This window comes from Singulisphaera acidiphila DSM 18658 (assembly GCF_000242455.2).
GTDB classification, from domain to species: Bacteria; Planctomycetota; Planctomycetia; order Isosphaerales; family Isosphaeraceae; genus Singulisphaera; species Singulisphaera acidiphila.
Genome location: NC_019892.1, coordinates 2,854,531 through 2,879,437 on the forward strand (window position 1 = coordinate 2,854,531; position 24,907 = coordinate 2,879,437).

19 protein-coding genes are annotated in these 24,907 nt (G+C 60.3%); 12 read left to right on the forward strand and 7 right to left on the reverse strand.

Going from position 1 to position 24,907, the window contains the following annotated elements; genetic code table 11:
* Positions 1 to 135 precede the first annotated feature (135 nt).
* From SINAC_RS11375 to amaB, 5 genes are all read left to right on the forward strand, one after another.
* Positions 136 to 1,977: a hypothetical protein gene (locus tag SINAC_RS11375; RefSeq protein WP_015245785.1), complete on the forward strand. Its 1,842-nt coding sequence runs from the start codon at positions 136 to 138 to the stop codon at positions 1,975 to 1,977.
* A 210-nt stretch (positions 1,978 to 2,187) separates the two neighbouring features.
* Positions 2,188 to 3,183: a class I SAM-dependent methyltransferase gene (locus SINAC_RS11380; RefSeq protein ID WP_015245786.1), complete on the forward strand. Its 996-nt coding sequence runs from the start codon at positions 2,188 to 2,190 to the stop codon at positions 3,181 to 3,183.
* Positions 3,184 to 3,465: 282 nt separating this feature from the next.
* Positions 3,466 to 4,437 carry a PLP-dependent cysteine synthase family protein gene (locus SINAC_RS11385; RefSeq protein ID WP_015245787.1) on the forward strand — a complete coding sequence of 324 codons (972 nt, stop codon included), beginning with the start codon at positions 3,466 to 3,468 and terminating at the stop codon, positions 4,435 to 4,437.
* Positions 4,438 to 4,498: 61 nt separating this feature from the next.
* A complete protein-coding gene (locus SINAC_RS11390; protein WP_015245788.1) occupies positions 4,499 to 4,921 on the forward strand; it encodes a secondary thiamine-phosphate synthase enzyme YjbQ in 423 nt (140 codons plus the stop codon).
* Between the two features lie 368 nt (positions 4,922 to 5,289).
* Entirely contained in the window at positions 5,290 to 6,825 is a 1,536-nt protein-coding gene (amaB, locus tag SINAC_RS11395) for an L-piperidine-6-carboxylate dehydrogenase (protein WP_015245789.1), read from the forward strand.
* A 126-nt stretch (positions 6,826 to 6,951) separates the two neighbouring features.
* Here amaB and SINAC_RS11400 read toward each other — a convergent pair whose 3' ends face one another.
* Both SINAC_RS11400 and SINAC_RS11405 read right to left on the reverse strand, forming a co-directional pair.
* A complete protein-coding gene (locus SINAC_RS11400; protein ID WP_020466329.1) occupies positions 6,952 to 7,629 on the reverse strand; it encodes a (5-formylfuran-3-yl)methyl phosphate synthase in 678 nt (225 codons plus the stop codon).
* A gap of 17 nt (positions 7,630 to 7,646) precedes the next feature.
* Complete coding sequence (locus tag SINAC_RS11405) at positions 7,647 to 8,495, reverse strand: exonuclease domain-containing protein (RefSeq protein WP_020466328.1); 849 nt, start codon at positions 8,493 to 8,495, stop codon at positions 7,647 to 7,649.
* A 191-nt stretch (positions 8,496 to 8,686) separates the two neighbouring features.
* On the opposite strand from SINAC_RS11405, the gene SINAC_RS11410 reads away from it, so the two are divergent.
* The 3 genes from SINAC_RS11410 to SINAC_RS40915 all read left to right on the forward strand — a co-directional run bounded on the left by SINAC_RS11410 (position 8,687) and on the right by SINAC_RS40915 (position 10,846).
* Positions 8,687 to 9,178 (forward strand): CAP domain-containing protein, encoded by a 492-nt coding sequence (locus SINAC_RS11410; protein ID WP_020466327.1) that lies wholly within the window; start codon positions 8,687 to 8,689, stop codon positions 9,176 to 9,178.
* A 95-nt stretch (positions 9,179 to 9,273) separates the two neighbouring features.
* Positions 9,274 to 9,603, forward strand: coding sequence for a hypothetical protein (locus SINAC_RS11415; RefSeq protein WP_015245791.1), 330 nt, complete (start codon positions 9,274 to 9,276; stop codon positions 9,601 to 9,603).
* Between the two features lie 1,099 nt (positions 9,604 to 10,702).
* Complete coding sequence (locus SINAC_RS40915) at positions 10,703 to 10,846, forward strand: hypothetical protein (RefSeq protein ID WP_020466323.1); 144 nt, start codon at positions 10,703 to 10,705, stop codon at positions 10,844 to 10,846.
* Positions 10,847 to 11,099: 253 nt separating this feature from the next.
* Here SINAC_RS40915 and SINAC_RS11430 read toward each other — a convergent pair whose 3' ends face one another.
* The 4 genes from SINAC_RS11430 to SINAC_RS11450 all read right to left on the reverse strand — a co-directional run bounded on the left by SINAC_RS11430 (position 11,100) and on the right by SINAC_RS11450 (position 15,704).
* On the reverse strand, positions 11,100 to 11,381 hold the full coding sequence (locus SINAC_RS11430; protein ID WP_015245793.1) for a hypothetical protein: 282 nt from the start codon (positions 11,379 to 11,381) through the stop codon (positions 11,100 to 11,102).
* Between the two features lie 1,415 nt (positions 11,382 to 12,796).
* Entirely contained in the window at positions 12,797 to 13,831 is a 1,035-nt protein-coding gene (locus SINAC_RS11440) for an HTTM domain-containing protein (protein ID WP_015245795.1), read from the reverse strand.
* On the reverse strand, positions 13,828 to 14,367 hold the full coding sequence (locus SINAC_RS11445; RefSeq protein ID WP_015245796.1) for a hypothetical protein: 540 nt from the start codon (positions 14,365 to 14,367) through the stop codon (positions 13,828 to 13,830). The genes SINAC_RS11440 and SINAC_RS11445 overlap by 4 nt, the downstream gene beginning before the upstream one ends.
* A gap of 203 nt (positions 14,368 to 14,570) precedes the next feature.
* A complete protein-coding gene (locus SINAC_RS11450; RefSeq protein WP_015245797.1) occupies positions 14,571 to 15,704 on the reverse strand; it encodes a TlpA disulfide reductase family protein in 1,134 nt (377 codons plus the stop codon).
* 383 nt (positions 15,705 to 16,087) lie between these two features.
* On the opposite strand from SINAC_RS11450, the gene SINAC_RS11455 reads away from it, so the two are divergent.
* The 4 genes from SINAC_RS11455 to SINAC_RS11470 all read left to right on the forward strand — a co-directional run bounded on the left by SINAC_RS11455 (position 16,088) and on the right by SINAC_RS11470 (position 24,398).
* Positions 16,088 to 17,257 (forward strand): 1-deoxy-D-xylulose-5-phosphate reductoisomerase, encoded by a 1,170-nt coding sequence (locus tag SINAC_RS11455; RefSeq protein ID WP_015245798.1) that lies wholly within the window; start codon positions 16,088 to 16,090, stop codon positions 17,255 to 17,257.
* The gene (gene rseP, locus SINAC_RS11460; protein ID WP_015245799.1) at positions 17,245 to 19,209 is read left to right on the forward strand and encodes an RIP metalloprotease RseP; all 1,965 of its coding nucleotides are present in this window, start codon (positions 17,245 to 17,247) and stop codon (positions 19,207 to 19,209) included. Before SINAC_RS11455 ends, rseP begins: the two co-directional genes overlap by 13 nt.
* A 46-nt stretch (positions 19,210 to 19,255) precedes the next feature.
* Positions 19,256 to 19,969 carry a DUF433 domain-containing protein gene (locus SINAC_RS11465; RefSeq protein WP_015245800.1) on the forward strand — a complete coding sequence of 238 codons (714 nt, stop codon included), beginning with the start codon at positions 19,256 to 19,258 and terminating at the stop codon, positions 19,967 to 19,969.
* Between the two features lie 859 nt (positions 19,970 to 20,828).
* Positions 20,829 to 24,398, forward strand: a complete 3,570-nt coding sequence (locus tag SINAC_RS11470) for a hypothetical protein (protein WP_154673714.1) — start codon at positions 20,829 to 20,831, stop codon at positions 24,396 to 24,398.
* A 71-nt stretch (positions 24,399 to 24,469) separates the two neighbouring features.
* Here SINAC_RS11470 and SINAC_RS11475 read toward each other — a convergent pair whose 3' ends face one another.
* On the reverse strand, positions 24,470 to 24,796 hold the full coding sequence (locus tag SINAC_RS11475) for a hypothetical protein (RefSeq protein WP_015245802.1): 327 nt from the start codon (positions 24,794 to 24,796) through the stop codon (positions 24,470 to 24,472).
* Between the last annotated feature and the right edge of the window lie 111 nt (positions 24,797 to 24,907).

A 24,907-nucleotide genomic window follows, 5' to 3' on the forward strand; every position in this document is an offset into this window, starting at 1 on the left:
AGCAATACGTATAACCCATCCAATCGGCTCAAGCGAAGCTACAAGATGGACCGATCGAAAGTCTGTCGCGAGTCTCGGTGCAATCTCGTCACGAGATGTGACTCGTGGCCAGGCCTCAGATACGGGTGAGCCGGAATGAAGGGAGCCTCTGCCCGCCATCGATGGCTGTCCCCCTGGCTGGCGCTGGGGCTGGTAGCCATGGCGACCCTTCGGGCGGGATCTCAAGACTTGAGGCCGACACGCCCCACAGCTCCCCCCTCGATCTGGGGGGTGGGGCGTCCCCTCTCATTAGAGGTTCAAGGGGGCCGCGCGCAGTTCCAGGTCAAGGCACCTGAGCCGGGATCAAGAACGCTCGTCGTCGTATCGGCCTTATCGGGCACGCCGGGGCCCTATCCCATTCGCCTGACGGCACGAGGGGTCACGGAGACACACCCCCCGCTGCTCGCCCCCGCCGAAAAGCCCGGGAAGGCGAATTTGGCGGTGCCGATCCTTCCTGCCGTGATGGCACCGGTCGACACCATGCCTCCGCACCAGCGGAATTTTCACGTTCTGGCCCGCGATGGTGACGTCGCCAGCGCCAGCAATTATCTCGAGATCAAAGGGCAATTGCGGGCGGTCGGCGAGCGCATTCAGGTCTATGTCGACGCGTTGGACGGACCGAATGTTGGTGAGCCCGTCCTTCGTGAATTGGTGTCGATCTTCGACCAACAAGTCTTTCCAATCGCTGCAAAAACGATTGGCCAGGCACGTGATGCCGATGGTGACGGCCGCTTCACGGTCCTGATGTCGAGTTGGTTAACCCGACTTGCAGGAGGCCGGCACACTGTCGACGGCTTCGTCCGAGGAGCGGATCTCGACCCTGGCTTCGCCGCCCCGTTCAGCAATCGCTGCGACATGATGTACTTGAACGCAGGACTCCAGGCCGGCCCTTACTTACGAACCATTGTGGCACACGAATACACCCACGCGGTGACCTACAGTGCCAAAACGTTCACGGGACCGGCAGGCGAGCGGTTGGGTGCCGACGAAGAAGGTTGGCTCGACGAGGCCCTGGCGCATCTCTGCGAAGATCTGCACGGATTCTCCAGGTCGAACCTCGACTATCGCATCAGTGCCTTCCTCTCGAATCCGGAACGCTACCGGCTTGTGGTCGAGGACTACTATACGGCCGACCTCTTCCGGAGCCACGGGAATCGGGGGAGCACGTACCTGTTCCTCCGTTGGTGCGCAGACCGCTTTGGGCCGGCGCTCCTCCCCGCCCTGATCCGATCACCGCGGCACGGAACCGAGAATCTCGAGACTGTGACCGGAGCCCGCTTCGCCGACCTCTACCGTCAATGGTCGCTCGCCCTTTACTTCAATGGAATGGACAAGCGTGCGCAGGGCGACGGCTTGCAAACCCTCGACGTCCGCGCTTCGGTGGACGGCTGGGAATTGGCGGGTCCGCGAACGACCAGGGTCGTCCCCGATGGTGGGACGGAGACCTGGTCGGCCGCCGGCACGAGTAGTCACTATATTGTGGTCGAGGCCTCACCGCTCGGCGCCATTGATGTGGAGATCACCGGACCAGCCGAAGCCGATTTACAAGTCACGGCCGTCCCTCTGCCCGCGAATCTCGCCAACATTGACTTACGGGCGGGCATCGAAGCAAGATCCGGGGGCGAGCTTTTTCTAAGGGCCGAAATCCAAGAGCGCGATGGCACACCGGCCACGCTCTCGGCTCTCGCCTGGGAACCGCTCGTGCCGGCGTCCAACCCCCATGGCGCAACATTTCGGCGAGGCAAGCTCGAGAACTCGGCTCTCGTCGCCGCGTTCGGCAGTTCGAGCCTTCCAGGCCGCGGGACACTCCACTCTCGTCCGATCCACCTGGAGGGGGTCTCCAAGAGCTGTGGTCCTCTCATTGTCAAAGCGATTGGGACCGATCGCTATGGCAGGCGAGTTGCGGCCTGGGCGGAAGTCGCTCTCGGCAGAGAATAAAGCGGTGAGCCCCATCCATACTCTCTGAGCAATAAGCTCAGCATCCCTGGCCGAATTCAGGCCCATTTCCAAACACAACGCGAAGTTGGAAGCGGAGTTGCTACTCTTGACGAGTTGGCGTTCCCCAACCATACTCCGCGCCTCAGCCTGCGATTCTGAATTCGCAATTCCGACTTTTCCTGCTTTAAGATGCGCGAAAGAGGAGGGAAAATGACTCGATTGAGCGAACTGAGCAAACCGATTCGACAAAGTGAGTCCCGTACCTCCTCGAGCGTTCTTTCTCAGTACGTGATGCCCGGAACTCAACCTCGGACCCGTCGCACCGATCAACTCAAGGCCTGCCGTTCTTACCCGCTCTATTACTACCCTCTGACTCCCATCGAGAAGCTGATGGTGAAGTCGGGGTTCGGCGGGCTCGGGACCTGCTTCGTTTGTGGATCGTTCACTCCCTGGAAAATCCATACGGACAATCTCAGGGAGACCGGTATTTGTCGCAAGTGCCATTCGATCAATCGGCATCGCTCATTGGCCTACGTGGTCTGCAAGTCTTTAAGCAGCGAGGTCGGAACCAGACTTCGCTCCCTCGTCGATGTGGCCAAACTGACGAATCTCAAGGTGTACAATACCGACGCCCACTCGGCGGTCCACGATGCCCTCGCGCCGATGAAGAACTACGTGTGCAGCGAATACTTCGGAGGCGAGCATGCCGGCGGGAAATGCGTCAACAATGTTCAGCACCAGGACCTGATGGATCTTTCCTTTCCCGATGGGAGCTTCGACGTAGTCCTGTCGGCCGATGTGTTTGAGCACATTCCCTCTCCTTATCAGGCTCATCGCGAAGTTTACCGGGTTCTCAAACCTGGGGGCCGGCATATCTTCACAGTCCCATTCGATCAGGCCCAGTATCTCGACGACCTTCGCGCAGTGATCGATGAGGACGGATCGATCAAGATGCTCAAGCCTCCGATCTACCACCACGATCCGCTCCGAGTCGATGAGGGGTGCCTCGTCTACTCGAACTTCTCGATCGAAATGCTAGTCAGGTTGCGACGGATTGGCTTTCGAACGAACATGTACCGCCTCCAAAGCCCCTGGCACGGAATCTTCGGCAATAACAGCACTGTTTTCGAGGCGATCAAGTGGGATCTTCCGACGGAGCTCCCCTCCGAAGATTGGTTCCAAGGTTCGAAAGGTCCTCTCTTGTAAGAAAGAGAGTCGTGCACGAACACCCCCGTCGCATTGCAAGAGCGTCGAGCGCACTTCGCCGTACTTAACGCCACGGCCAGAACGTGTGCCATGGATATGGCCATACTCAACCTTCGTCGGATACACTCCACAATTCAACATGGTTTTCGTTAGGGGCTTTGGCGGCCGTCGATACAACGATGACCAGCACCACGAATCGCGTTGATCGAAGAGGGTGAGAGAGAGCCGGCGACCACCCGGATCATACTGGGCCCAATGGTCTTGAGGGAGGTCTGGAAATCGATGTCTGTTCCGAATCCGCTCGCCCACTCGATCCTCGATCTGATCGGGGGAACACCCCTTCTGGAACTCCACCGCTGCGTTGCCGCCCGAGGGCTTCAAGGGCGGCTGCTGGCCAAGCTGGAATTGTTCAATCCGGCCGGTAGCAAGAAAGACCGAGCGGCACTCGAAATCATCAAGCAAGCCAAGGCCGAAGGGCTGCTTGTTGACGGCCAGACGGTGGTTGAGTTGACAAGCGGTAACATGGGCGCTGGGCTGGCGATTGTCTGCCGGGCTCTCGGCCACCCGTTTGTGGCAGTCATCTCACAAGGCAATTCCGTCGAACGCATCCGGCAGATGAAGGCACTCGGTGCCGAGGTGGTCATTGTCGACCAGTCGCCAGGGTCGATCCCCGGGCAGGTTTCCGGCGCCGACCTCGCACTCGTGGAGGATCGAGCGAAGGCGGTCGTCGCCGAACACCAAGCCTTTCGCGCCGATCAGTTCGTTCGCGAGGCAAACTGCCTGGCGCACGAGCGCACGACGGGTCCGGAAATCTGGGATCAGTCGGGGGGCGAGGTCGACGTCTTTCTCGATTTGGTGGGGACCTGCGGCACCTATACCGGGGTGGCCCGTGCATTACGCATCAAGAACCAGGCGATCCGGACGTACCTGGTTGAGCCGGCTGGAGCCGCGGTCCTCGCCGGCCTGCCGGTGACTCAGCCGCGTCATAAGCTCCAAGGGGCTGGCTACGGTCGCACAAACCTCGCCTTGTTCGACCCGGCGCTCGTCACCGGCTATCTTCAGGTGACCGATTCCGAAGCGGAAGAGGCCGCAAGATTTCTGGCGGCCGAAGAGGGGATTCTCGCCGGCTTCTCGACCGGAGCCAATCTGGCGGCCGCCTGGCAACTGCTCGCCGGCCCTGAGTCGGGCGCGACGATTGCCTTTCTTGCTTGCGACAGCGGTTTGAAATACCTGAGCACCGACCTATTCCCCTGAACGTCGCCCGAGCGCCCCACCGAGGTCGCGCGGTTCATTTCGGGTTACGGAGAGGCATTGCATGAAGTCTCACACCGAGTACCTCACCTTCAACGTCCCGGCCCGCATGGGATTCCTCAACATCACGCCGCAGCTCGAACAGATCGTCCGGACGAGCGGAGTCAAGGAGGGGCTCCTCCTGTGCAATGCCATGCACATCACAGCCAGCGTCTTTGTGAACGACGACGAGCCTGGTCTGCACGAGGACTACAAGGCGTGGCTTGAAGGACTCGCCCCGTTTGACCCGTCGCCCCAGCGGTACAAACACAACCGTACCGGGGAGGACAACGCCGACGCCCACATGAAACGGCAAGTCATGGGACGAGAGGTCGTGATCGCCATTACCAACGGAAAGTTGGACTTCGGACCCTGGGAGCAGGTCTTTTACGGCGAGTTCGACGGACGACGCTCAAAACGGGTGCTGGCCAAAGTCATTGGAGAGTAAGCTTGCTTCAAAGACCTTGATCCACGAATGCGAAGTGGAGCTGCGAGGGCATCGAATGCCGGCAAACCACTCAAGGCCTTGGGCAGGCGAGCCGACCTGATCGACTGGGGCCATCAGGTGCCGTTCGGCCATCGACACCCCTGACTTCGGTTGTACGAGATCGACTGTCCTGAGCAGGTGCCAGGTGACCGTGAAGGCGGTCAGCCTTCGTTGCGGAGCGACCGCATGAGCTGGCTCTCCTGAAGGATGTTCGACGCTTCCAAGAGCGTTTTGCCCCCTTCACCTCTTCCCCTCCGCGCTATCATCACAATATTGGGGAAGAAGTGGATTGATCGACGGGCTATTTCGCTGCCGGAGACGAAGTCGCGATGTTTGACGACCTGCTAGGAAGACTGGGACTCGAGTCGGTCAACAGTGGCGCTTGCCATTCAAGCTGGATCGATCATCCAGGGGGCGAGACCATCAGTTCGCGGAATCCGGCGACCGGTGAGTCCCTTGCGCAGGTCATCATGGCCTCGACCGACGACTACCAGCAGATCACGGAGCGGTCGTGCGACGCCTTCTTGAAGTGGCGGCAAGTCCCCGCACCGAAACGGGGAGAGGTCGTCCGCCAGATCGGCGTAGCCCTGCGCGAGCGAAAGCGGGACCTCGGGCTTCTGGTCACGCTGGAGACAGGGAAGATTCGTTCGGAGGGGGAAGGCGAAGTTCAAGAGATGATCGACATGTGCGATTTCGCCGTCGGGCTGTCGCGACAGCTTCACGGCCTGACGATCGCCAGCGAGCGTCCCTTGCATCGCATGATGGAGCAGTGGCATCCACTTGGACCGGTCGGCATCATCACCGCGTTCAACTTCCCTGTAGCTGTCTGGTCTTGGAACGCAGCCCTGGCGGCGGTCTGTGGCAATTCGATGATCTGGAAGCCGTCCCCCGAGACGCCCTTGACGGCCATCGCCGTGCAAAAGATCGTGAACGAGGTCGCGGCGGCGAACGACTGTGAAGGGGTGTTTAGTCTTGCCATTGGGGAAGCGCACGACGTCGGCGAGAGCATGATCCGGGACACAAGACTTCCATTGATCTCCGCAACCGGAAGTTGTCGCATGGGGGAACGGGTCGCGGAAGTCGTCGCGCGACGGATGGGCCGATCGCTCCTCGAATTGGGGGGCAATAACGCCATTATCGTGACGCCGACGGCCGACCTGGAGCTTGCACTGAGGGGCATCCTCTTCGCTGCGGTCGGGACGGCCGGTCAGCGCTGCACAACCGTCCGGAGACTGATCGTCCACGAGTCGTTGATCGAAACCGTGATCGAGCGTCTCAAACGCTCCTTTGCCAGCCTTCGGATTGGCGATCCCTGGGATGATGGTGTCTTGATGGGACCACTGATTAACGAACGGGCGGTCGAGACGATGCAGCAGGCCCTCAAGGCGGCCGAGGAGCAGGGGGGGAAGATCCTCTATGGTGGCAAGCGACTGCCGCGGCCCGGATACTTCGTCGAGCCGGCCCTGGTCCGAGCCGAGCCTGGTATGCCGATCGTCGGTGAAGAAACGTTCGCGCCGATCCTTTACGTGATGAGCTACGCGACGCTCGACGAGGCGATCAGGATTCAGAACGGCGTGGCACAAGGCCTGACGTCGGCCATCTTCACCAACGACCTGCGCGAGTCGGAGCATTTCCTTTCGGCCGACGGTTCCGATTGTGGCATCGCCAACGTCAACATCGGTACCTCGGGCGCTGAGATCGGCGGGGCGTTCGGAGGCGAGAAGGCCACCGGCGGCGGACGTGAGGCCGGTTCCGACGCCTGGAAGACCTACATGAGACGGCAGACTTGCACCATCAACCGCAGCGCCGACCTACCGCTCGCTCAAGGCGTCAAGTTTGATACGGGTCCCGCGACCACGGAATAAGTGTCGGAAAGAGGGCGTACGCATTTTTGCAGCCGTTGAGAGGCAGGCGACCGTAAAAAGGTAGGGGTCGCCCTATCGGTCGCCCCGCCTGGGCTGCAAAAAAGTCATACTGGGCCAAGCCGCTGATTATCTCGGCGCCAAGCTTTCGACCAGCCGCGCCAGGCGAGCGACTCGGACCGGGTCGAGACCACTTCCTCGGTCACCTTCGCGACAGGCGGCCCCCCTGACGGCGATCCAGTCAGGATCCAAGGGGCCAAGCCGCTCGATCCGCGAGTCGTTCAGGCCGCCCGCCAGTGCGATCGTCAACCCCCCTTGGCGTGCCTGAGCCAGCCAGGGAAGCCAAGAATGGTCGACCGTACTGGGACGCCCTTTATCCCAGGTGTCGATCAAGATTCCGGTACATTCCCCGACGGCCAAGGCTTCTTCCAGCACATCAACGGGCTGAGGTGCGTTGGCCCGTTGCCAATCGGAATAGACCACGGCTACCCAGGCCGGGCCTTCCCGCCAACGGTCGCGTAACTTGGCCCAAATTGCTTTCCAATCGGGCCCGACTCCCGCCAGGCCAAGTTTCCGGTACGAAATGCCCGTGAAGGCACTCCGCGCAGGATCCGGCTGATCGGTCCACTCCGGCAGTTCGCCGAGCGCGACGCTGAGACAAACTCCTGTGGGCAACGTCTCACGAATCGCTTGCCAGACCTCGGTGTCGGCTCGTCCCAAGGGACCTCGAGCCGGCTCCTTGATGTCAATGATGGAGGCTCCTCCAGCGAGCGCATCCGATGCTTCCTCGACTGATCGCACGCTCACTAACAGCCTCGGCACGCTTAGGCCTCCGAAGCCGTGGGGACCGTCGTCGTTTCGCTCGCTGGAACGATCTGATAGCGCGTCACCCGATCGAGCCGGAACGACTTTTCGTAGGTGTCGATATGGCAGAACGCGACCAGGTAGGCGACTCCTCCCCGATGCGCGAATCCACGAGGCGTGACGTCTCGGAGCGCAGTGCCGCGCGATCCTCCCGCATATTCCATCCGGATCGCCAAGCCTTGGCTGATCGCTTCGTTGAGCAAGTCCCAACCGTTCGGAGCGGGCATGCCGCCGCGCGCATCAATGATCGGATAGGAGACGAGTAGGTCGTCGGGCATCGACGCACCATCCAGGGCAAGCCAGAGTCCCTTGACCCGCAAGCTATCGGCCAAGGCCCGATGAGGCCCCTCGGGGTCGAGCGAGAACAACCGTGCCAGCGTGTCGAGACGATGGTCGCGAGCTTCGGGGATCTTCCTCCTCGCCAACGCGAGGGTATCGACAACGGCGTAGTCCGAAGCATCGAGACCGATCAGGGCAAGCTCGCGGCCCAGAAAGCCCGCGTCAAACGCGGCGTTGTGAGCCAGGAGGGTGGTTGTCCGAGGATCGCCCAGGTATTGAAGAAACAGGGGCAAGACGTCCCGAGCGGGCTTAGCGTCCACCAGGTCGGCGTCGGAGATGCCGTGAATCGCCTGGGCGGCGGGCGACATCGGACGCTCGGGATGGACGAGTCGTTCGAAACGCCCGAGTTCGCGACCGGAGGCCTCGAACCGGACTGCACCAATCTCGACCACCCGGTCGGTTTCCGCCACCAACCCCGTGGTTTCCAGGTCGAACGCGACGTAATGTCGCGCCGGGTACTCAGAGTTCATTCCTCGGGCTAACTCCCGTAGATCCCGCTGTCATTCCAAGGGAATCTGCATTATCGGCCATTGCGGGCGGCACGACCAGTTGAATCGATACGGGTTCGTCTGAAGGCGATCGGAATCGCTCGTTCCACGAGGAAGAAGCGGTCGAAGATTCGTCCATGGTGTGCCCCGTTTTCCAGCAGTGGAGGTTCCGCGTGTTGGCCACGATGTTGGCGATCATGCCTGGCTGTCTCGCGGGGACAACCCGAGCCCCTCGGGCCAGGGTCCCTCGCGAAGCGGTCGTGCCGGAAAGCCCTGGCGAGACGCTCACGGGTCTGATCGATGCTCACAATCGTGAGCGAGCCAGCCGGGGCCTCCCCGCGCTCACACCAGACCCCCGACTCGAAGCTGCTGCAAGCCGGCACGCCGCCGATATGGCGTCCCGTCAAAGGATGAGCCACACGGGGGGCGATCGCACTTCACCGTTTCAACGAATGAAAGCCGAGGGATACGAGTATCGTCGCGCCGCCGAGAATATCGCCGCCGGATCATTCACTCTCGAGTCCTTGATGAAGGCTTGGATGAACAGCCCCGGGCACCGGAGAAATATTCTCGGTCCTTACACTCAGGTGGGCGCTTCGTTTGCAAACGGTGAAGGCGGTACATCTTATTGGTGCGTCACCTTCGGAGATCCAGTCCGCCCCTGAGGCCGCCTCGTGGGCGGTTCTTCGGATATCTTTGGCGTTGTCGAGGGCAAGCAACCCCTTGAAGCGGGGCACCGGCCCGAAAGGTTTGGGATCTCATGCGTGGTCATCGTTGGTTGGCAGTATCCCTGATTGTCTTGGGAACAGGCTGCCAGTCGGGGACTTCCGCCCGACGCATGGCGTCGGCGGAGCCAACTCTTTTGCCGCCGTCCGAGCCGGGTTCAACCGTCGTCCAGACTCAGCCGGCGCGCGAGTTGACTTGGGTCGACCGTCACCCGCTGTTCATCAAGCCGCGTGAATACTATGACAACTCGGGAAGCAACCGAGTGGTCAAAACCGCTGCCGCTACCGTCATCGGGGTCCCCGCGGGCATCATTGGCGAGATCAAACAGATCGTCGTCGGCACGCCCCCCGAGTTGCGCTACTGATTGCGAAATCGGTGGGGAGGCCACCTTGTGGCCTCCCTTGGGAGCGAGGAACGGTCGCCCCTCCGGGGCTGCAACACCCAAAGCAAGTGTGCTGAGAAATCGGGATTTTCCCTGGCAGCGGACCGTTACGTTACGAGCTCAGTCGACTTCGACCGTCGAACGCAGTCCAGACAGCGAGGGAATCGATTCGAGCGAGCGCTGTAAACCGCGACGCTGCCAGAACCGCGTCGCTCGTCCTCGGACAGTCACCTCACGGCCCACCACACGAACTTCAACTTCGCGTAGGCGATCACCAAAGGTCTGACGGATCTGGTGCTCGATTCTTCGCTTCAATGCGGCGTCTGACGCCGGGTCGGTTCGAGGTTCCACCTTGATCGAATCGCTCGAACCGGCTCGTGGGGGGACAAACGGCGTCGGAAACATCCGCCCGAACAAGCCGGGGGATCGCCTCGGAGCTGGTGCCGAAGTTGGCTTCGAAGCCGGCGTCTCCGTCCGGGATGGATCGCGACGGGACGGAGGGGTGGTGAGCTGCGCCGGCGAATCGGAATCCACGCCCTGGGGAACGGACTCGAGCACCAAGGGGCGACTACGGTCCTCTGTAGCAGGGCGTGCAACCGGACTGAAACTTCGGCGCAGTACCGGCATTTCCGACGGACCAACTAATGGGGGAAGGTCGCTTGCGGCCGTTGGATCGGCCGGTTCCCGAGTAGGCTTCTCGACTCGTCGACGTGACGTGGGCGGTTGGTTCAAGCCAGGGATCGCGAGCACGGCCCGATGATCGGGCGAGGCAGTGGCGGCCTTCGGCTCGATTCCGGACCGCGACTCCTGGCTCGTGGTCGTTTGCGATGGCGCGGATACCGGCGGAAGCAACGGGAGAGCATCGTCTTGCGCGATGGCTCCTCCACTGATTCCGAATCCGAGACCCAAGGAAAGAATCGTTTCGATTCTCCGCATCAACCCATCCCCGACGTGGCCAATTCCTACGATTTTACACCGGCCCGCTTCTTAACTGGTCGGCAGAATTCTCCGTGGAAATCCAATCGTTTTTGAATGCGCGCCAAAGCCCTCTCTCAGCGGCATAGCAACTGGTTGGCCTGAAGTGAGCGCCGTCTCCCCGATCGGACACGTCGGACGACTTGGTCTCTCGCTCGCAGCCACCAAGCCATTGACGCGAAATTCCAACCAGTTCATCAAGAACGATGGACGACTCGAAGCCCACCTCTCGGCCGTCTGCCAAGCGTGATCCCCGAGCCTTGCCATTGAACGGAATGGGAACAATTACCTGCAATCCAACAAAAAAACACAAAAACAATCAATCGCATTCGCGAAAGCATATGCGCAGTGCGAGTCACTTCTCCTTAGCCTCACCCGAGAGCAGACAACGCCCGGATTATTGAGGAACCAAGGCGCAAGCGTCGACTCACGTCCGAGTCAGGTAAGTGATCACGAAACGCGGCGGATCGAGATTCAAGCGAATGCGTGAGCGAACCGCAGGCTCAGGACTGCGAGCCTTGATAGGTAGCCTCAATCGCAAGTAACAGATTCGTGGCTCGTCGTTGACATGAAGAAGTCATCCGCCCCTCCCGAATGATCCGTTTCAGGAGATGTTGAGCCTCGTCCAGAAACAGGCCTGTCTCGATACGTGCCTGTCGCTCTTGAAACCATGCTTCCAAAAGCTCATCGATCTCTTCAAGAGAGTGGCTTGGTGCCCCACCGACCGAGGCGGACGCTCCATCATCAGCGGTCGCCCGAAGCAATTCGTTAAAATGACCGATCATCGTCAAGGCTCCTTCGCCCTGAAGCATGCCGAGCCAGAACGATGAATACACGACTCGGCATGATTCGTTCTTCCGTTTTCCCGATCCGGTCTGCACGAAGACGATCCATCGTGTCATTTGGCGATCGGGGGGGCCGTTCGTCGAGCCGCCCCACTCTTACGATATGCCACCTTTCGTTCTATTCAGGACACGATTCATCCTGGTTTCAACAAAATAATCTGTCTTTAAAATGCAACACCAAAAAGCCTCGCTCGAAATCGTCGATCTCATGACCTGGCCATAGTGCAATCCATCTACAAATCCATCGCTCTGGATTGTCAAGGTCGTGTCACGAGTTGTCAACAAAAAAACCAGATCTCTCTGATTCTTTGATTCTTGGTTAGTCACGATTCCTGCGCTGAGGTGCCACGAAAATGGAACAACGGCGTTCCTCTCTTGTGACGATGAAGACGACGGCCGTATTCGGTCGGATCGCCCCCCAACTGAAGAATATGCGGTTCGCCCCCAAGTTCATTCCAACCATTCAGGCTGACTTGGCCTTGTTGCGTCCATTGAACACGGAACGTCTGAGCGTGCAAGCAAGTCCGATGCCGAGCAACTTGCGGGCATAAAAGCAAGTTCACTTGGTCACTGCCAAATGGCAAGCGCGGTATGTTACAGCCGGTGATGGGGCCCTCCCGGCCTCGTCCGCATCGGCATTCGACGCGCGGCGGTCTCAATCAGTCCGGTCAGTCCCGAGGGTGTGAGCGAGTGCAAACGCTTTCCCTCCGCAATGCGAGAGTTGGGACAAAATGTCGGACAACGGTGCAGCCAAGGGCCACGATGACTGTTACGGGTCAGTGGCCAATGGCAGGCGAGTTCCCGCCAGACGCTCAACTTGCACCAACCCACGACCGCAGGTCAGCGACCCAGGTCCGGTGGGTGTCGTCCGGGTCGAGTGGCATTGGTTCGGGCGTTCGCGAGCGATCCTGCCTGATCCCAAACGGAGAGCAAGTTGCGATTGGTTCATCAGGGTAACTCCGTTCCGAGGAGGGACCAGATCTCCATCTTCACGCGAAGGGATCAAGGACCACAAACCACAGCAACGGCACACTCGGCAGCCGGTGTTTCTGACCTGCGACGCCCCGTGAGGGCCGAACCAAGATCATGGGAAACGACCAAGCCCAAAACTCCCTTCAAGCAGGGCCGGGGCATTGCACGCACTTTCCGATGGCCGATCTTCTTGGGCTTCTCCGTTCCGCAGTTCGGCCCAAACCAGTTTGATGACCAGGGTCAATGATGGGAGCGACCCATAGAGGAAGTCAAGGATGTGCTACGGAAATCCTCTGCGTGGTCCCACTCGTCCTTCAGACGGAATGCTCAAGCCTCTCATGTCCACCATCAGCCTCGGCCCTTAAGTCATGTCATGCTCAGACTTAAACAGCCGGATCGGTCTCGCTCGTCGCTCGCTCCCGCTTGAGTGCAGGTTCGAGTTGGTGGCGTCCCGCCAGGCCAGACGGAAGATCCACACGGCCGGGAACGTTTGCAAGCGGTGCTCGGGAATGATTCTTACGCCGAAACCAGGAGCGGGGATTCAAGTGGCGAATGAGCGAGTCGAGCTCATCAGGCGCGAGAAAGACCAGATAGCAGGCGGTCATGACTTCGCCGAAGATCGGCACGTTGACGGTGAAGAGGACTCCCGCATGTAATCCGAGTCCTACCAGTGCCGTCCAAACTCGTGTCGGTCGAAACCAGAGGAAAAAAGCGAGCGCGAATTCAGCGGCAAGAGCGACGTAAGTCAGGAGATTGATGGCAACCGGATATTCGACCAACCACATCAATTGAGAGCGGCCAACCTCGGTGTTGTTCAGCACGAAATGTAGCGCTGTTCCCCCGAGCCAGGTCCCCCCGTTGCACTTCAAAATGGCCGTGTCGAGGTAAATCAGCGCGAGTTGCAGCTGGATCAAACGTTGAGCCCAGGGAACGATCAGCGGACTGGCGAGGGTTCCTCGCTTGCGGGCCGCCCGACGGGCATCCAGTGAGAAAGCAGCTCCACAAGGGCTGAGCATCGCGTAAAAGAGCATGACCAGGACCAGCGTGTCCGCACCGCAGTTGGTCACAATGTTCCGGTGGTGGATCGAGAGCATCAAGAGGTAGAGCAAGACCCCCATGATCCTCGTACGCCAGCCGACGGTGAACAGCACCGCCACGACGGCCGTGGCCCCAAAAAAGAGGCGGACTGTCACCGGGTCGTCAACCCACTGTAACGGCGAAACACGGAGAGGGCCGGCGACTTCCCGGGCCTCCGTTCCTTGGAGCAAGCCTGTGTTCGTGAACCAGTAATCGAGATCGAAGGCTAAGAAGGCCAAGTTGCCCAGTACCAAGAGGCCGAAGACAATCCGGAAGGCACCCAAGGGGCGAGCCGAGATCGGGCCGAACCAGAATCGGTTCCATGCGCGGAATGGATTCATGGCCGCACCTCCTTCTCGCTCGCGAAGTGATACGTCGCGAACGGCGATCGATGCATGGGAGTCATCAGGTCGACGGGATTCCCCGGGGGTGGAGTGGTCCGAACCTGGTAGACGAGTTGAACCTCGACCGGATAGGCGTCGGCGGGCAAGTTGAGTTGGCGAATGACGTGGCGAGCGGCGAATTTGCGTGGGAGTTCGAGGTCGTCCACCCCCAGGTTCGCCGCGTACTTTGAGTGGCGAAATCGGGGAATCCCCTGGACGGCGGTGTAATCCGCCAGCTTGGGGAAGGGGAAGACGGCTCGAAGCCCTTTCGCGTCAACAACCTCAGCTTCGAGCATGAACGTGTTCCGCACCGGGTCGGGAGCGAACATCGTCCAGTATTGCCAGAAACCGAGAGGCAGAATGTAATAGGAAACCAGGCTGAACGTCCGTTCCCGAAGCGGGCAGGGGGGAAGCACCCAGATCACCGTTGCGCTAAGATGGACGATCAAAAACACAGAGATCAGTAGACGACGAACGGTCAATCGCCAGTCCATGGCCCCTCCTCGGTTGTCAACGGCCCGTGCAGAGGGCCGGACTTTAGAGGAAGTGGTGGGAACCGTCAATTCGTCTTCAATGCCAGACGTCGGCGCTTGCGTTCGGCACCCCCGATGACCGAGTCGAGGAGGGGGATCGTTGGCCCCCACCCCGACTCCGACTCGCGAGCAGATGCCCCGATGGGTCGATCAACCCAAGCCGCTCAAGGTGTTTCGGCAGATGTTGGGGTGTCTTCAGTCAGCAGTGTTTTGACGAGTTCTTCCAAGCCGAGGCGGGAAATGCTGTCATCCATGTCGAAGAGGCCCACCAGCTTGGCTCGCACCTTGCCGGTTCGGTCAATGAAGAGCGTGGTTGGGAACCCCTCGATGCCCCCGACCCGTTCCTGAGTTTTCTCATCCCCGATCAGGCAAGGGTAGGAAATCTTGTTTTCCTTGACGAAGTTGGCAATCGTCTCCTTTATCTTCTCAGGCGCGACTTGCTCGTAGTTGATACCGACGACTTGCACCCCCTCGGCCTGGAGCTTGCTTTGAAGTTCGATGAAGTGGGGAATTTCCCTCCGGCAGGGAGGGCACCAGGTTCCCCACAAATCAACGACCAAGACTTTGCCACGGAAGTCGGCTGAGGAAACCGTCTTACCCTCGAGGTTGGGGAGACTGAACTCAAAGGCGAAGGGTTTGGTTTCGGCAAAGAGCGCCTTGACCCTGGTTTTCGCTTGAGTCCGCGCGGACTCCTCAACCGTCTTGACCAGTTCCGGGAACGTAGCCTCTTTCCGGAGAGAAGCGAAGGCGTCATCGCTCCGCAAGACCTCGGCGTTCGAGAACCCCGCTTCGATGGATTCTTTGAGCGACGCGATCGCTTTTTCGGCCTTTCCTTGGGAAGCGAGGACTCGAGCCTCGTTGTAGAGGGCCACCCGGAACAGGTTGAGCTCCGCCGGGTTCAGGTCTTTGAATTGGGTACGAACGTTGCGGATCGCATCCGCGGACCGCAGATAGGTTCGCTGACTTTTCGAGGGGTCCAAGCTGCTTGCTCGATCTTGCTCGATCGCCGCGAGCATGAAAAGCGCCTCGCGATTGCTTGGCTCAAGCTTGAGGCCCTCCTCAAGCAAGGATGATGCCCCACCGAGATTGCCCATATCCGCGGCTCGCGTGGCCTCTTCGAAAAGTTGCTTTGGCGTTGCCGATGAATCCAGGCGAGTCGAACGCTTGGCGTCTCCGCCGAGCGGGACAGTCGGGGAGCCCGGGGGCCCGGTCGTGACCTCAATACTGGGTGCGGAGCCGCCACAGCCCGCCAAGAGAAGGAACAGACCGGCGGGTACGATGCGTCCAAGACCTGTCATCAATCGCTCCGAATTCAGTCGAGGAGTCGAATCCCCCCGCTCGTTTGCATCAATTTCCCTGATCTACTTCATCCGGTGTGGCTCCGCAATTCAACCCTTGCCTTGAAACTCGGCCAACCGAACCCGGGAATTCTTCGACCTGGACCGGCGTCTTGAGTGCGCCAGTTCGACCCTCCACATCAGGCGTACGCCCATCGCAATGACCTGGTCGCGGCCCGGCTTGTCGATTCCTCTTGGAATTCTTATAGTGAGCCATAGGCAAACGACCTGACCGTCCGCAGGGGAATTGGCGGACAAGGGTCTGCTCGGCCTGACCTGTGAGACGGCTCCGTCTGGCCTACTTTGAGATGCAACGGATGTCCGGGCAGGAGCCGAGAACGCCGATGGATTCGGGCGTCAAATTGACGAATGTCGTAGTCCTGGGTTCGACAGGCTCCGTGGGGCGAAGCGCCCTGAGCGTGATCGAGCATGATGGGGGTGTGCGCCTTGGTGTTCACGGCCTGGGCGCTCATACCAGTTGGGAGACCCTCGTCGACCAGGCACTCGCCTGTCGTCCCCGCTATATCACGCTGACCGATCCCAAGGCCGCCGCTTGCGTGAATGGGCAATTGCGCGGGACCGGTGTGGAGGTTCTCTCCGGGCCGGACGGCCTCATCAGGATGGTCCAGGACGACCAGACCGATCGAGTCCTCAGCGCGATCGTCGGTGCGGCTGGCTTGCAGAGCACTTGGGCGGCGCTCGAGGCGGGAAAGATCGTCGCGCTCGCCAACAAAGAAACGCTGGTCGTGGCCGGTCCGTTGGTGATGGATCTCGCTCGGCAACGCGGTGGATCGATCCTGCCGGTCGACAGTGAGCACTCCGCCATTTTCCAGGCGCTTCGCTCGGGGCAGGATCGCGAAGTACGCCGGGTCATTTTGACGTCCTCGGGCGGACCGTTCCGAGGACGCACGCGCCGGGAACTCGCCAACGTTTCCGCCGAAGAGGCGATGCGGCATCCCACCTGGCGAATGGGCCCGAAAATTTCGGTCGACTCCGCCACCTTAATGAACAAGGCACTCGAAGTCATCGAAGCAAGGTGGTTGTTCGACCTCAAGCCCGAACAGATCGAAGTCGTCGTCCATCCCGAATCCATCGTCCATTCGATGGTCGAGTTCGTGGATGGAAGTGTGATTGCGCAGCTTTCCCCCCCCGACATGCGTCTGCCGATCCAGTATGCTTTGACTTATCCCGACCGGGTGCCGGGGGCCTGTCCGTTACTTGACCTGACCAAGGCGTTTTCGTTGACCTTCGAGCCCCCGGACGGCGAGACGTTCCCCTGTCTGGAGTTGGGATTCGAGGTGATGCGCCGGGGTGGGACCGCAGGAGCGGCGTTGAACGCCGCGAATGAGGCTGCGGTAGCTCGATTCCTTGCGGGCGAGATCGGTTTCCTCGACATTCCTCGCGCGTGCCGCGCGGCGCTTGATAACCACACATTCAATCCCAGGCCCACACTCGACGAACTCTGGGTGGTCGACGCCTGGGCTCGGCAGGAGGTAAGACGTTGGAGATCTTGACACCGGTTTGGAATATTTTGAAGGTCGCGCTCGGCTTGGGGTTCGTTATTTTTCTCCACGAGCTCGGTCACTTCCTCCTGGCCAAATGGAATGGGGTCAAGGTCGAAAAGTTCTCCATTGGTTTCGGGCCGACGCTCGTTGGCTTCCGCCGTGGAGAAACGGAATACGTTTTGGCGGCAATCCCCCTGGGCGGCTTTGTCAAGATGCTCGGTGAATCGCCTGACGAAGAGGCGAACAAGTCCACCGATCCCCGCGCCTATCCGAACAAATCGGTGGGAGCGCGGATGGCGATCATCTCTGCGGGCGTGATCATGAACGTCCTGCTCGGCCTGGCCTGCTTCGTTTATGCCTACGGACAGGGCATGGAGGAAGTGCCTGCGATGATCGGTGTGGTCAAGCCGGATTCCCCCGCCTATAAGGCAGGGATTCGGCCGGGTGATGAGATCGTCGCCATCGATGGCCGCCGTGACATCAATTTCGGCTCCATGATGCTCAAGGTCTCTCTGAGCGGCGCAGGGCAGAAAGTGAATTTTGAGATCGCACGTCCCGGTCAGAAGGAAACGATCCCGATCACCATCGAGCCAAGACGTGAGGAATCGGATGACGTCCCTCGGATCGGCGTGGCCCAAGAGACCAGCTTGACGCTTGGCAAACCCCCTGTCGGGAAACCGGTGGGATACTCGCCGCCTCTGAAGCCGGCCGACCTCGGCCTCAAGTTGGGCGATACCCTCATCGCACTCGGGACCGAGGGGACCGAGCCGGAGAAGATCGACAACGCCGAAGCCGTAAAGGCTAAGTTGGCAGCCGATCGAAGCGTCCCTCTGGTGCAAGTCTTCGAGCGAAGCACTCAAGCAACCCAGGAGAAGAAAGCCAAGCGCGAAGAAATCAAGGTTGTCGCACAACCGAACCACGTAGTGGACTTTGGGTTTCGACTGACGCCCGAACCGATCTCCAGCATCCAGGCCAACTCTCCCGCGTCGAAAGCAGGGTTTCAGGTCGGCGACCTGATTGTCAAGGTCGACGGCTCGTCCGACTTTGACCCGATGCGTCTGCCGGAGATTTGCTTCGATCGTGCGGGGCAGACCATGACCTTCGTGGTCGAGCGACCGGGATCTACCAACGGATCCAAGGAAGTGGCGATCGAGGTCGTCCCCGAGCGAACCCCGTATGGACTCGAATTTTTCCCGTCGGCCCCGCTGGACATCCCTGGACTGGGGCTTGCCTATCCGATCCGCCCCAAGATTTCCGCGATCGACGAGGGATCTCCGGCCGCCAAGGCGGGACTGCACGTCGGCGATGTCCTTGGGAAGTTCGCGCTGAACGCCATCGATCAGTCGAAAGAATCGCGGTTGGAACCCATCGCGTTCAGCGCAAAGAATTTGGAATGGCCTTACGCATTCAGTCTGCTTCAGGGTGTGCCGGCCCGGGACGTCGAACTCACCATCAACGGTTCCTCGAAGCCGGTTCGACTCCAACCCCGACTCAATCCTGATTGGTACAACCCCTGGCGCGGGCTCCAGTTCAGGACAACCATCCGCACCCTTCCGCCCCAAGGTGTGCAGGCGTCGCTCCGTCGAGGGTTCGACGATACGGTCGACAATATCCTTCGGATCTATGCCATGCTCCGAAGCCTCGCTCAGAAACGGGTCAGCCCCAAACTCCTGGGCGGTCCGATCATGATTGCGAGCGTCGCCTACTCTCAAGCGGACACCGGCTTGACCGAGCTGGTCCACTTCTTGGGGATTCTGAGCATCAACCTTGCGGTGTTGAACTTCTTACCGGTCCCGCCGCTGGATGGAGGGCAAATGGTCTTCCTGATCGCTGAGAAGGTACGCGGCCGCCCTCTTCCTGATTCGGCCATGATCGTCGGGAGTTGGATTGGGATCGGCCTGCTGCTCTTCTTGATGGTCTACGTGATGTATCAGGACATCCTCAGGTTCTTCTTCCATTGATTTCCCACGAGGAACCCATCAGGGACTCGAGAGAGAGGGATCGGGAATGAGCCGTGTCTGGGAGCTCGTCGACTGTCGGCCGGGCGTTCCGCCAAGCTTGAGCAACGGAGTGAAGGTCGACCAGGTTCTGGATCGACTCGAGGCGGGTGAAACGCCCAAGCACTTGCTTGAGGCGTTTCACCTGACGCCGGCCCAGTTGATCGCGGCGCTGGGGCACGCTGCGCTCGGAGACGACCAGGGGGAGGGGATTGGGCTGATTCAGTCCCCCCCTTCGCGGCCCTGGCTCGAGAAGGTCCTGTCTGACTCCACCTGGCAGGCGCTCCTCCCCGCCGCCCCCAGGCCGGCCCGCCTGGCCTTGGTCGCAGGACTGCTCCAGGTCCACGACTTCTGGGAGGCCAGTCACGAGGCGGCTCAAGAGGCCGACGACCTGGGCGAGCGCGACGTATCGGCGTTCTGGCACGGGATCGCCCATCGCCGAGAACCCGACTCGGGCAATGCGTCCTACTGGTTCCACCGCGTCGGTCGGCATCCACTCTTTGGGCCTCTCGCCGCGTCGGTCCGACCGCTGCTGGCCTCGATCTCGGATCGCTCCGTCGCAGATCGCCTGCTGGACGGCAATCAATGGAACCCGTTTGGCTTCATTGCCTTCTGCCGTGATGGAAAACCCACCTCAACGCTTGCTCCACTCGCGAGAAAGCTCCAACGGCAGGAGTTGATCGCCCTTCTCGATGAGACGGCCGCCTCTGTTGGCCTGGGCTGAGAATTCACGCGAGAATTCGTCGCCCGGCTCCTCGTCGGTCCGAATCTGCTAATTTCGAACGCGTTGGCCGCATCCTAAAAACAACGGATGAACAGCGCCAGAGCCGAGCAGGGCCCGAGATCATTCGACTTTGAGGCGTCCACGCCCCCCTTAGATGGCCGTCCCTCGTGACGGCCATCTAATCACCAAACCCGCATTACTTCAATCGTCATCCTCGACTGTCGCCCCGTGGCGTTTCGGACGAGTCACTCGTGCGCTGGGGGAATCCCACCGGATTATTAACGAGAAATGGAAACGATGTACTACAGGTCGGTTGAGGCAAGAGATGGGACCACCATTTTGAAAACCCGCGCTCAACGTTCGGCGATCGCCCTCGCCTTGAAGGTGAACACGACCGACGAGGAGCCGGACATACGTTGTCACCCGACCTCACTCAACTGTTGATTCGTTCAGGAAAACGGTGCTTTTTCCAGGCAAATATTGCGCAACTTACCTAGTTTTGAAGACATGACAGTTTCCACGTTCTAGGGTTGCTTTGAAGAAGGGGGGGTGACCTGCTCGCCGAGGTTGCCGGAACGTCCCTTTTTCTCAAGTCGATACCACGAGCAATCTGGACTTGGTCGGTTTGCACGAGTCGCCGATCCACGCGATCGACGTTCTGTCTCGCCGTCCGTACTTCGATTCCGGTGGGTTCGGCTCTCTGTCGATTTCTCGTGATCTCGATGTCGAGGGGATGGAACCCGCAGCTAACGCTCAAGGAGGGCGATCGCGATGCACCTTTGGCAAGGCCATGACCATGAGACACCAACGCCGACGAGCCACGTTCGTAACAGTCGGAGCGCTTGAAGAACGAATCTTGATGGCCTCGCAAGCTGTCTCAGGGATTTGGCTCGGACAAGATGGCCATGACCTGGTCGGGAGCACGCAGAATGCCCCACCCAACGACATTCAAGACATTCATATTGCGATCTCGAATCTTCCGGCGGATCGCACGGTCGTGAGGGTCGAAACCGTCGGCTACGGGGGCGGTCAATGGATCTACAATGGCCCATGGGGAGCCACCACCGGTTGGATCCAGGCCCCCGGCACAACCACCGCCGACCTTTTTCTCGATCCGTATATGGTCGAGACGGGACGCCTGTTCTTTGTGAGTCTGACATACGATGACGGAACAAACTTCGTATGCCACGTCCAGGGAGGAACCGCCGATCCCAACCTCCGGATGCCGTCGGCCAGGGCAAGCGTGCAATGGGTGGGCCAGGACGGGCAGGATCTGACCGGGACCGGGCCCGCCGTGGGTCCGGATGGGATCCAGGATGTCCATCTGATACTCACCAACCTGTCGTCGAAGTTTGGGGTCGCTTCGCTGGACGTCAGAGCCGCGTCCGGAGCGAGTTGGAGCGCGGGCACCAACCCGGGCTCAGCCTGGAACGCTGAATTTCAGAAACAGGCGGCCGATCCAACCAAGGCCGACCTCTACTTCAGCCCGATTCCGGGTATGTACGGCCAGGTGCTCACGGTCACCATCGTCTATACCGATGGCAAGTCCGATGTCACGACCGTCGTCGCTGGTGCGGCCGACCCTGGGTTGAAAATGCCGAGCCCCGCGCCAATCGTGGTCACCTGGGGGACGATTCGCGCCAGTTGGGTGGGGCAGGATGGTCTGAACTTCACCGGGCTCGGGGATGTTCATTTGACTGTGAGTGGCTTGCCGACTGGGCGGTCCGTGGTTTCCGCAACGTTGAGTGATGAGGCCCGAAGCAATTGGACCTACCAATCCATCAGCGGCTCGAGCGGTTGGGTGGATCCGTTCACCCGCCGTCTGGGATTCCAGCGGTCGACGACCGACCCCTCGCGTGCGGACCTTGGATTCTCACCGATCCGCGATGAAACCGGCAGCATGATGACCCTGCGCGTGGTGCTCGACGATGGCAGTACGCATGCCGTTCAGATCGCGGGAGGGGCCGTTGACCTCGGAAAGCTCGCCCCCGTGGCAGCGGCAACCTCGATCGTGGCCAAACCGGGGGATAACCTTGTCATCCTGGTCAATCAATACGGCTCCCTCCATCTGAGCGCTGGCGTTTACCTGGTCAGTCAACCGCTGCTGCTTTCCCGCCCGATCAGCATCACGGCCGATCCGGGCGCGACGATTCTCTTCAGCCAGGCCGCAGGCGACCCCGTCTGGACGACCGCGATCAGCGTCGAATGCGGCAATACGACGCTGGATGGTTTCTCGGTCCGCTTCGCGGGACCGATCCGGTTCGCCATCGGAACCGGCACAGAACCCTCCGTCATCGGAACTCCCCGTTCGCGAACGCCTCTGGTCAACATCCGACTGACCCACCTCGACCTGATGTCTCCCCCCCCCGCAAGCAGTTGGGAGGTCGCCGCACACCTGGTCTGGGTCACCCTGGCACAGAGTGGGGTGATCGCCGACAACATCCTCAAGGGGGGGCTGACCGAGTTCACCGGCGGGCCGTGGATGGTGACTGGGAACAACTATCAAGGGACCGTGCCCAACACGTTTGCGTATGGGGCCATCGGCGCTCACTACACCCACGATACTCTGATCGCGAACAATACGATCCAGCCCGTCGGTCAGTCGGGAAAGACCTGGCGGTTCCTGGTGATGACAGGCTCCGGCTATCGCGATCTGATTCGCAACAACAAAGTCATCGGCATCGGTCCGATGGACGACGACACGGTAGCCCATCCCAATGCGCCTGAGATCATTCTGACCGAAGCCTACAAGCTCCACTTCGAGGGGGTGGTTACGTCGATCTCAGCCGATGGATGGGTTGTGCAGATTCCCTATCCTCAGGGAGGCGCGGCAACGACCGGCGAAGTCCTCTCCATTCTCTCCGGGCCCGAGGCTGGTCAGTGGCGGTTGATCGCCCAGGCACTCAGCCCCACAACCTATCTCCTCAACGCCCCGATGTCCTCTGCGAATCGTGTGGTCTCGATCTCGAGCGGATTCGTTCAGGAAACGTTCCAGGGGAATATGGTCGACGCTCGAGGCAGTTCGGTTGCGGAAGGGATGATCCTGGCGGGCAACCACTTCGGGACCAAGGTCCTCGATAACCACTTTATCGGTGGCAATCATGGTTTACGCATGGCAGCCACAGGGACCGAATCGCCCGTGATGTGGGGATGGAGCCGCGCCCCATTCCTGGGCGCAACGGTCCAGGGAAATACCTTCGAAGACAACCTGCGTGGATCCGTCTTCGAAGTCGAAGAAAGCATCTACACCAAGAGAAGTGCCGACCGAACGTACATGTCGCTTTCGTTCATCGACAATACCATCGTATGGACCGATGCGTTCTTGGCGGCTCTGGCCCAGGCGAACCTGGGACTGCCGACGACGATTGAGGCCGGCAATTCGCGATCGATCGACCCTACCGGATTGGTCGTCACCGCCAGTGGGAATACCTTCAAGGGACCGGCGAACCTGCGTTCGACCGCCTCATGGACGGTTTATGCAGCCACGCTCAACGGCCAGCGCATTACCAATCAGTCAGTGGCTCTCATCCCGGCTGTCACTCTCGCGGCTCCGACCGGGCTCGGACTCGTCCGCGATACCGGAGCGAGCGCGACGGACGGCGTGACCAATGACAGTCACCTTCGATTCGAGACCGTGGCGGGTGCAGTCGGCTATGAGTATAGTTTGAGCGGTGCTCAGGGCTCATTCCAGCCCGTCTCGTCGCCGACGTCATTCGCTCCGAACGGGATTGGCCAGGGATCGAACACCGTTTACGTCCGCGCATACGATTCCAACGGCGATCGAGGCCCGACGACCTCGGTCATCTTCATCTATAAGTCGATGGCGCCGGCCGCCGTGTCCCAACTGATCGCGTACCCAGACGGCCGCGTCCAGTTCGAGGCGACCGGGCCGGACGATGTTTATGAGTACCGAGTCGGTGGGTCAGGCACCTATCAATTCCTGGGCAAGAGCACAAGCTTCTTGACGACCGACCTGCTCAAGGGGCCGCGGACCGTCCAGGTACACGCCATCGACCTGGCCGGGAACGTGGGCCCGGACGCCATCACGACGATCATCCCGCGTTGGGTGTCCGTCGGCCGCGATCCTGTCGAGGAACCCCCCGCGCCCATCTCAGCCCAACCTCAGCCTCAAGCGCAGACCCAACCTCAGTCGCGAACGGAGACCGTCGCGCCCAGTGTTGTTGCAACTCCACCAAGTGTTCGGCCGGCTGGAGTTCTGGCAGGACTGCGAAGAACGAACGGCCATCGCTGGTTCCGCCTCGCCCAAGTCGCCGCACAGCGCCGGCAGATTGCGGCGTTGCACCCGACGGAGACCGGTAAGCGACTGCGACTCGTCCCACACTCGGTCGAGACCAATCACAGTCCTGTGGGTCTGAGACAGCGGTTGCGCTCACTGCTCACGTTGAAGCTGGGTCAAAACCGCCGCTGAGGTAGAACGATGGCGACGATCTCCTGAGATCGTCGCCATGCCTCTCGCTCGCAGACCGGCTCGAAACGAGCTCAACGCTCGTTGAGGATCTTTTGCGTGATTTCTCGCTCGCAGATCTTGCACCATTTCCAGCGATTCTGACCGATCGTTTCGTCCAGATGGACCTTGGCGATACTGATCGACCGATACCAGATGGCGACTTCCTCGTCGCCGACCTTGTCGAGCTTGGCACAACGGGCGAAGTGCAGGAGATTCGTACCTGCCTTGATCGCCTTCTTCTTCACATCCTCCAGCGGAATCGAGCCGTGGAAGATGAAGCCGATCGCTTCAAGGCGAGCCTCATCGAGTTCGTCTGACGAATCGAGGGGGCGGACCCCCGCCTGATCCTGAATGGGCATAGTGGGTTCCCGTTCCCAACACCTTGCTGCACCGCGTATTACGGGCTCAAATGTATCGAAAATCACTTCGCGTGGCAAGGCCGACACGTCAACTGCTTCCTGTCAGCGCGG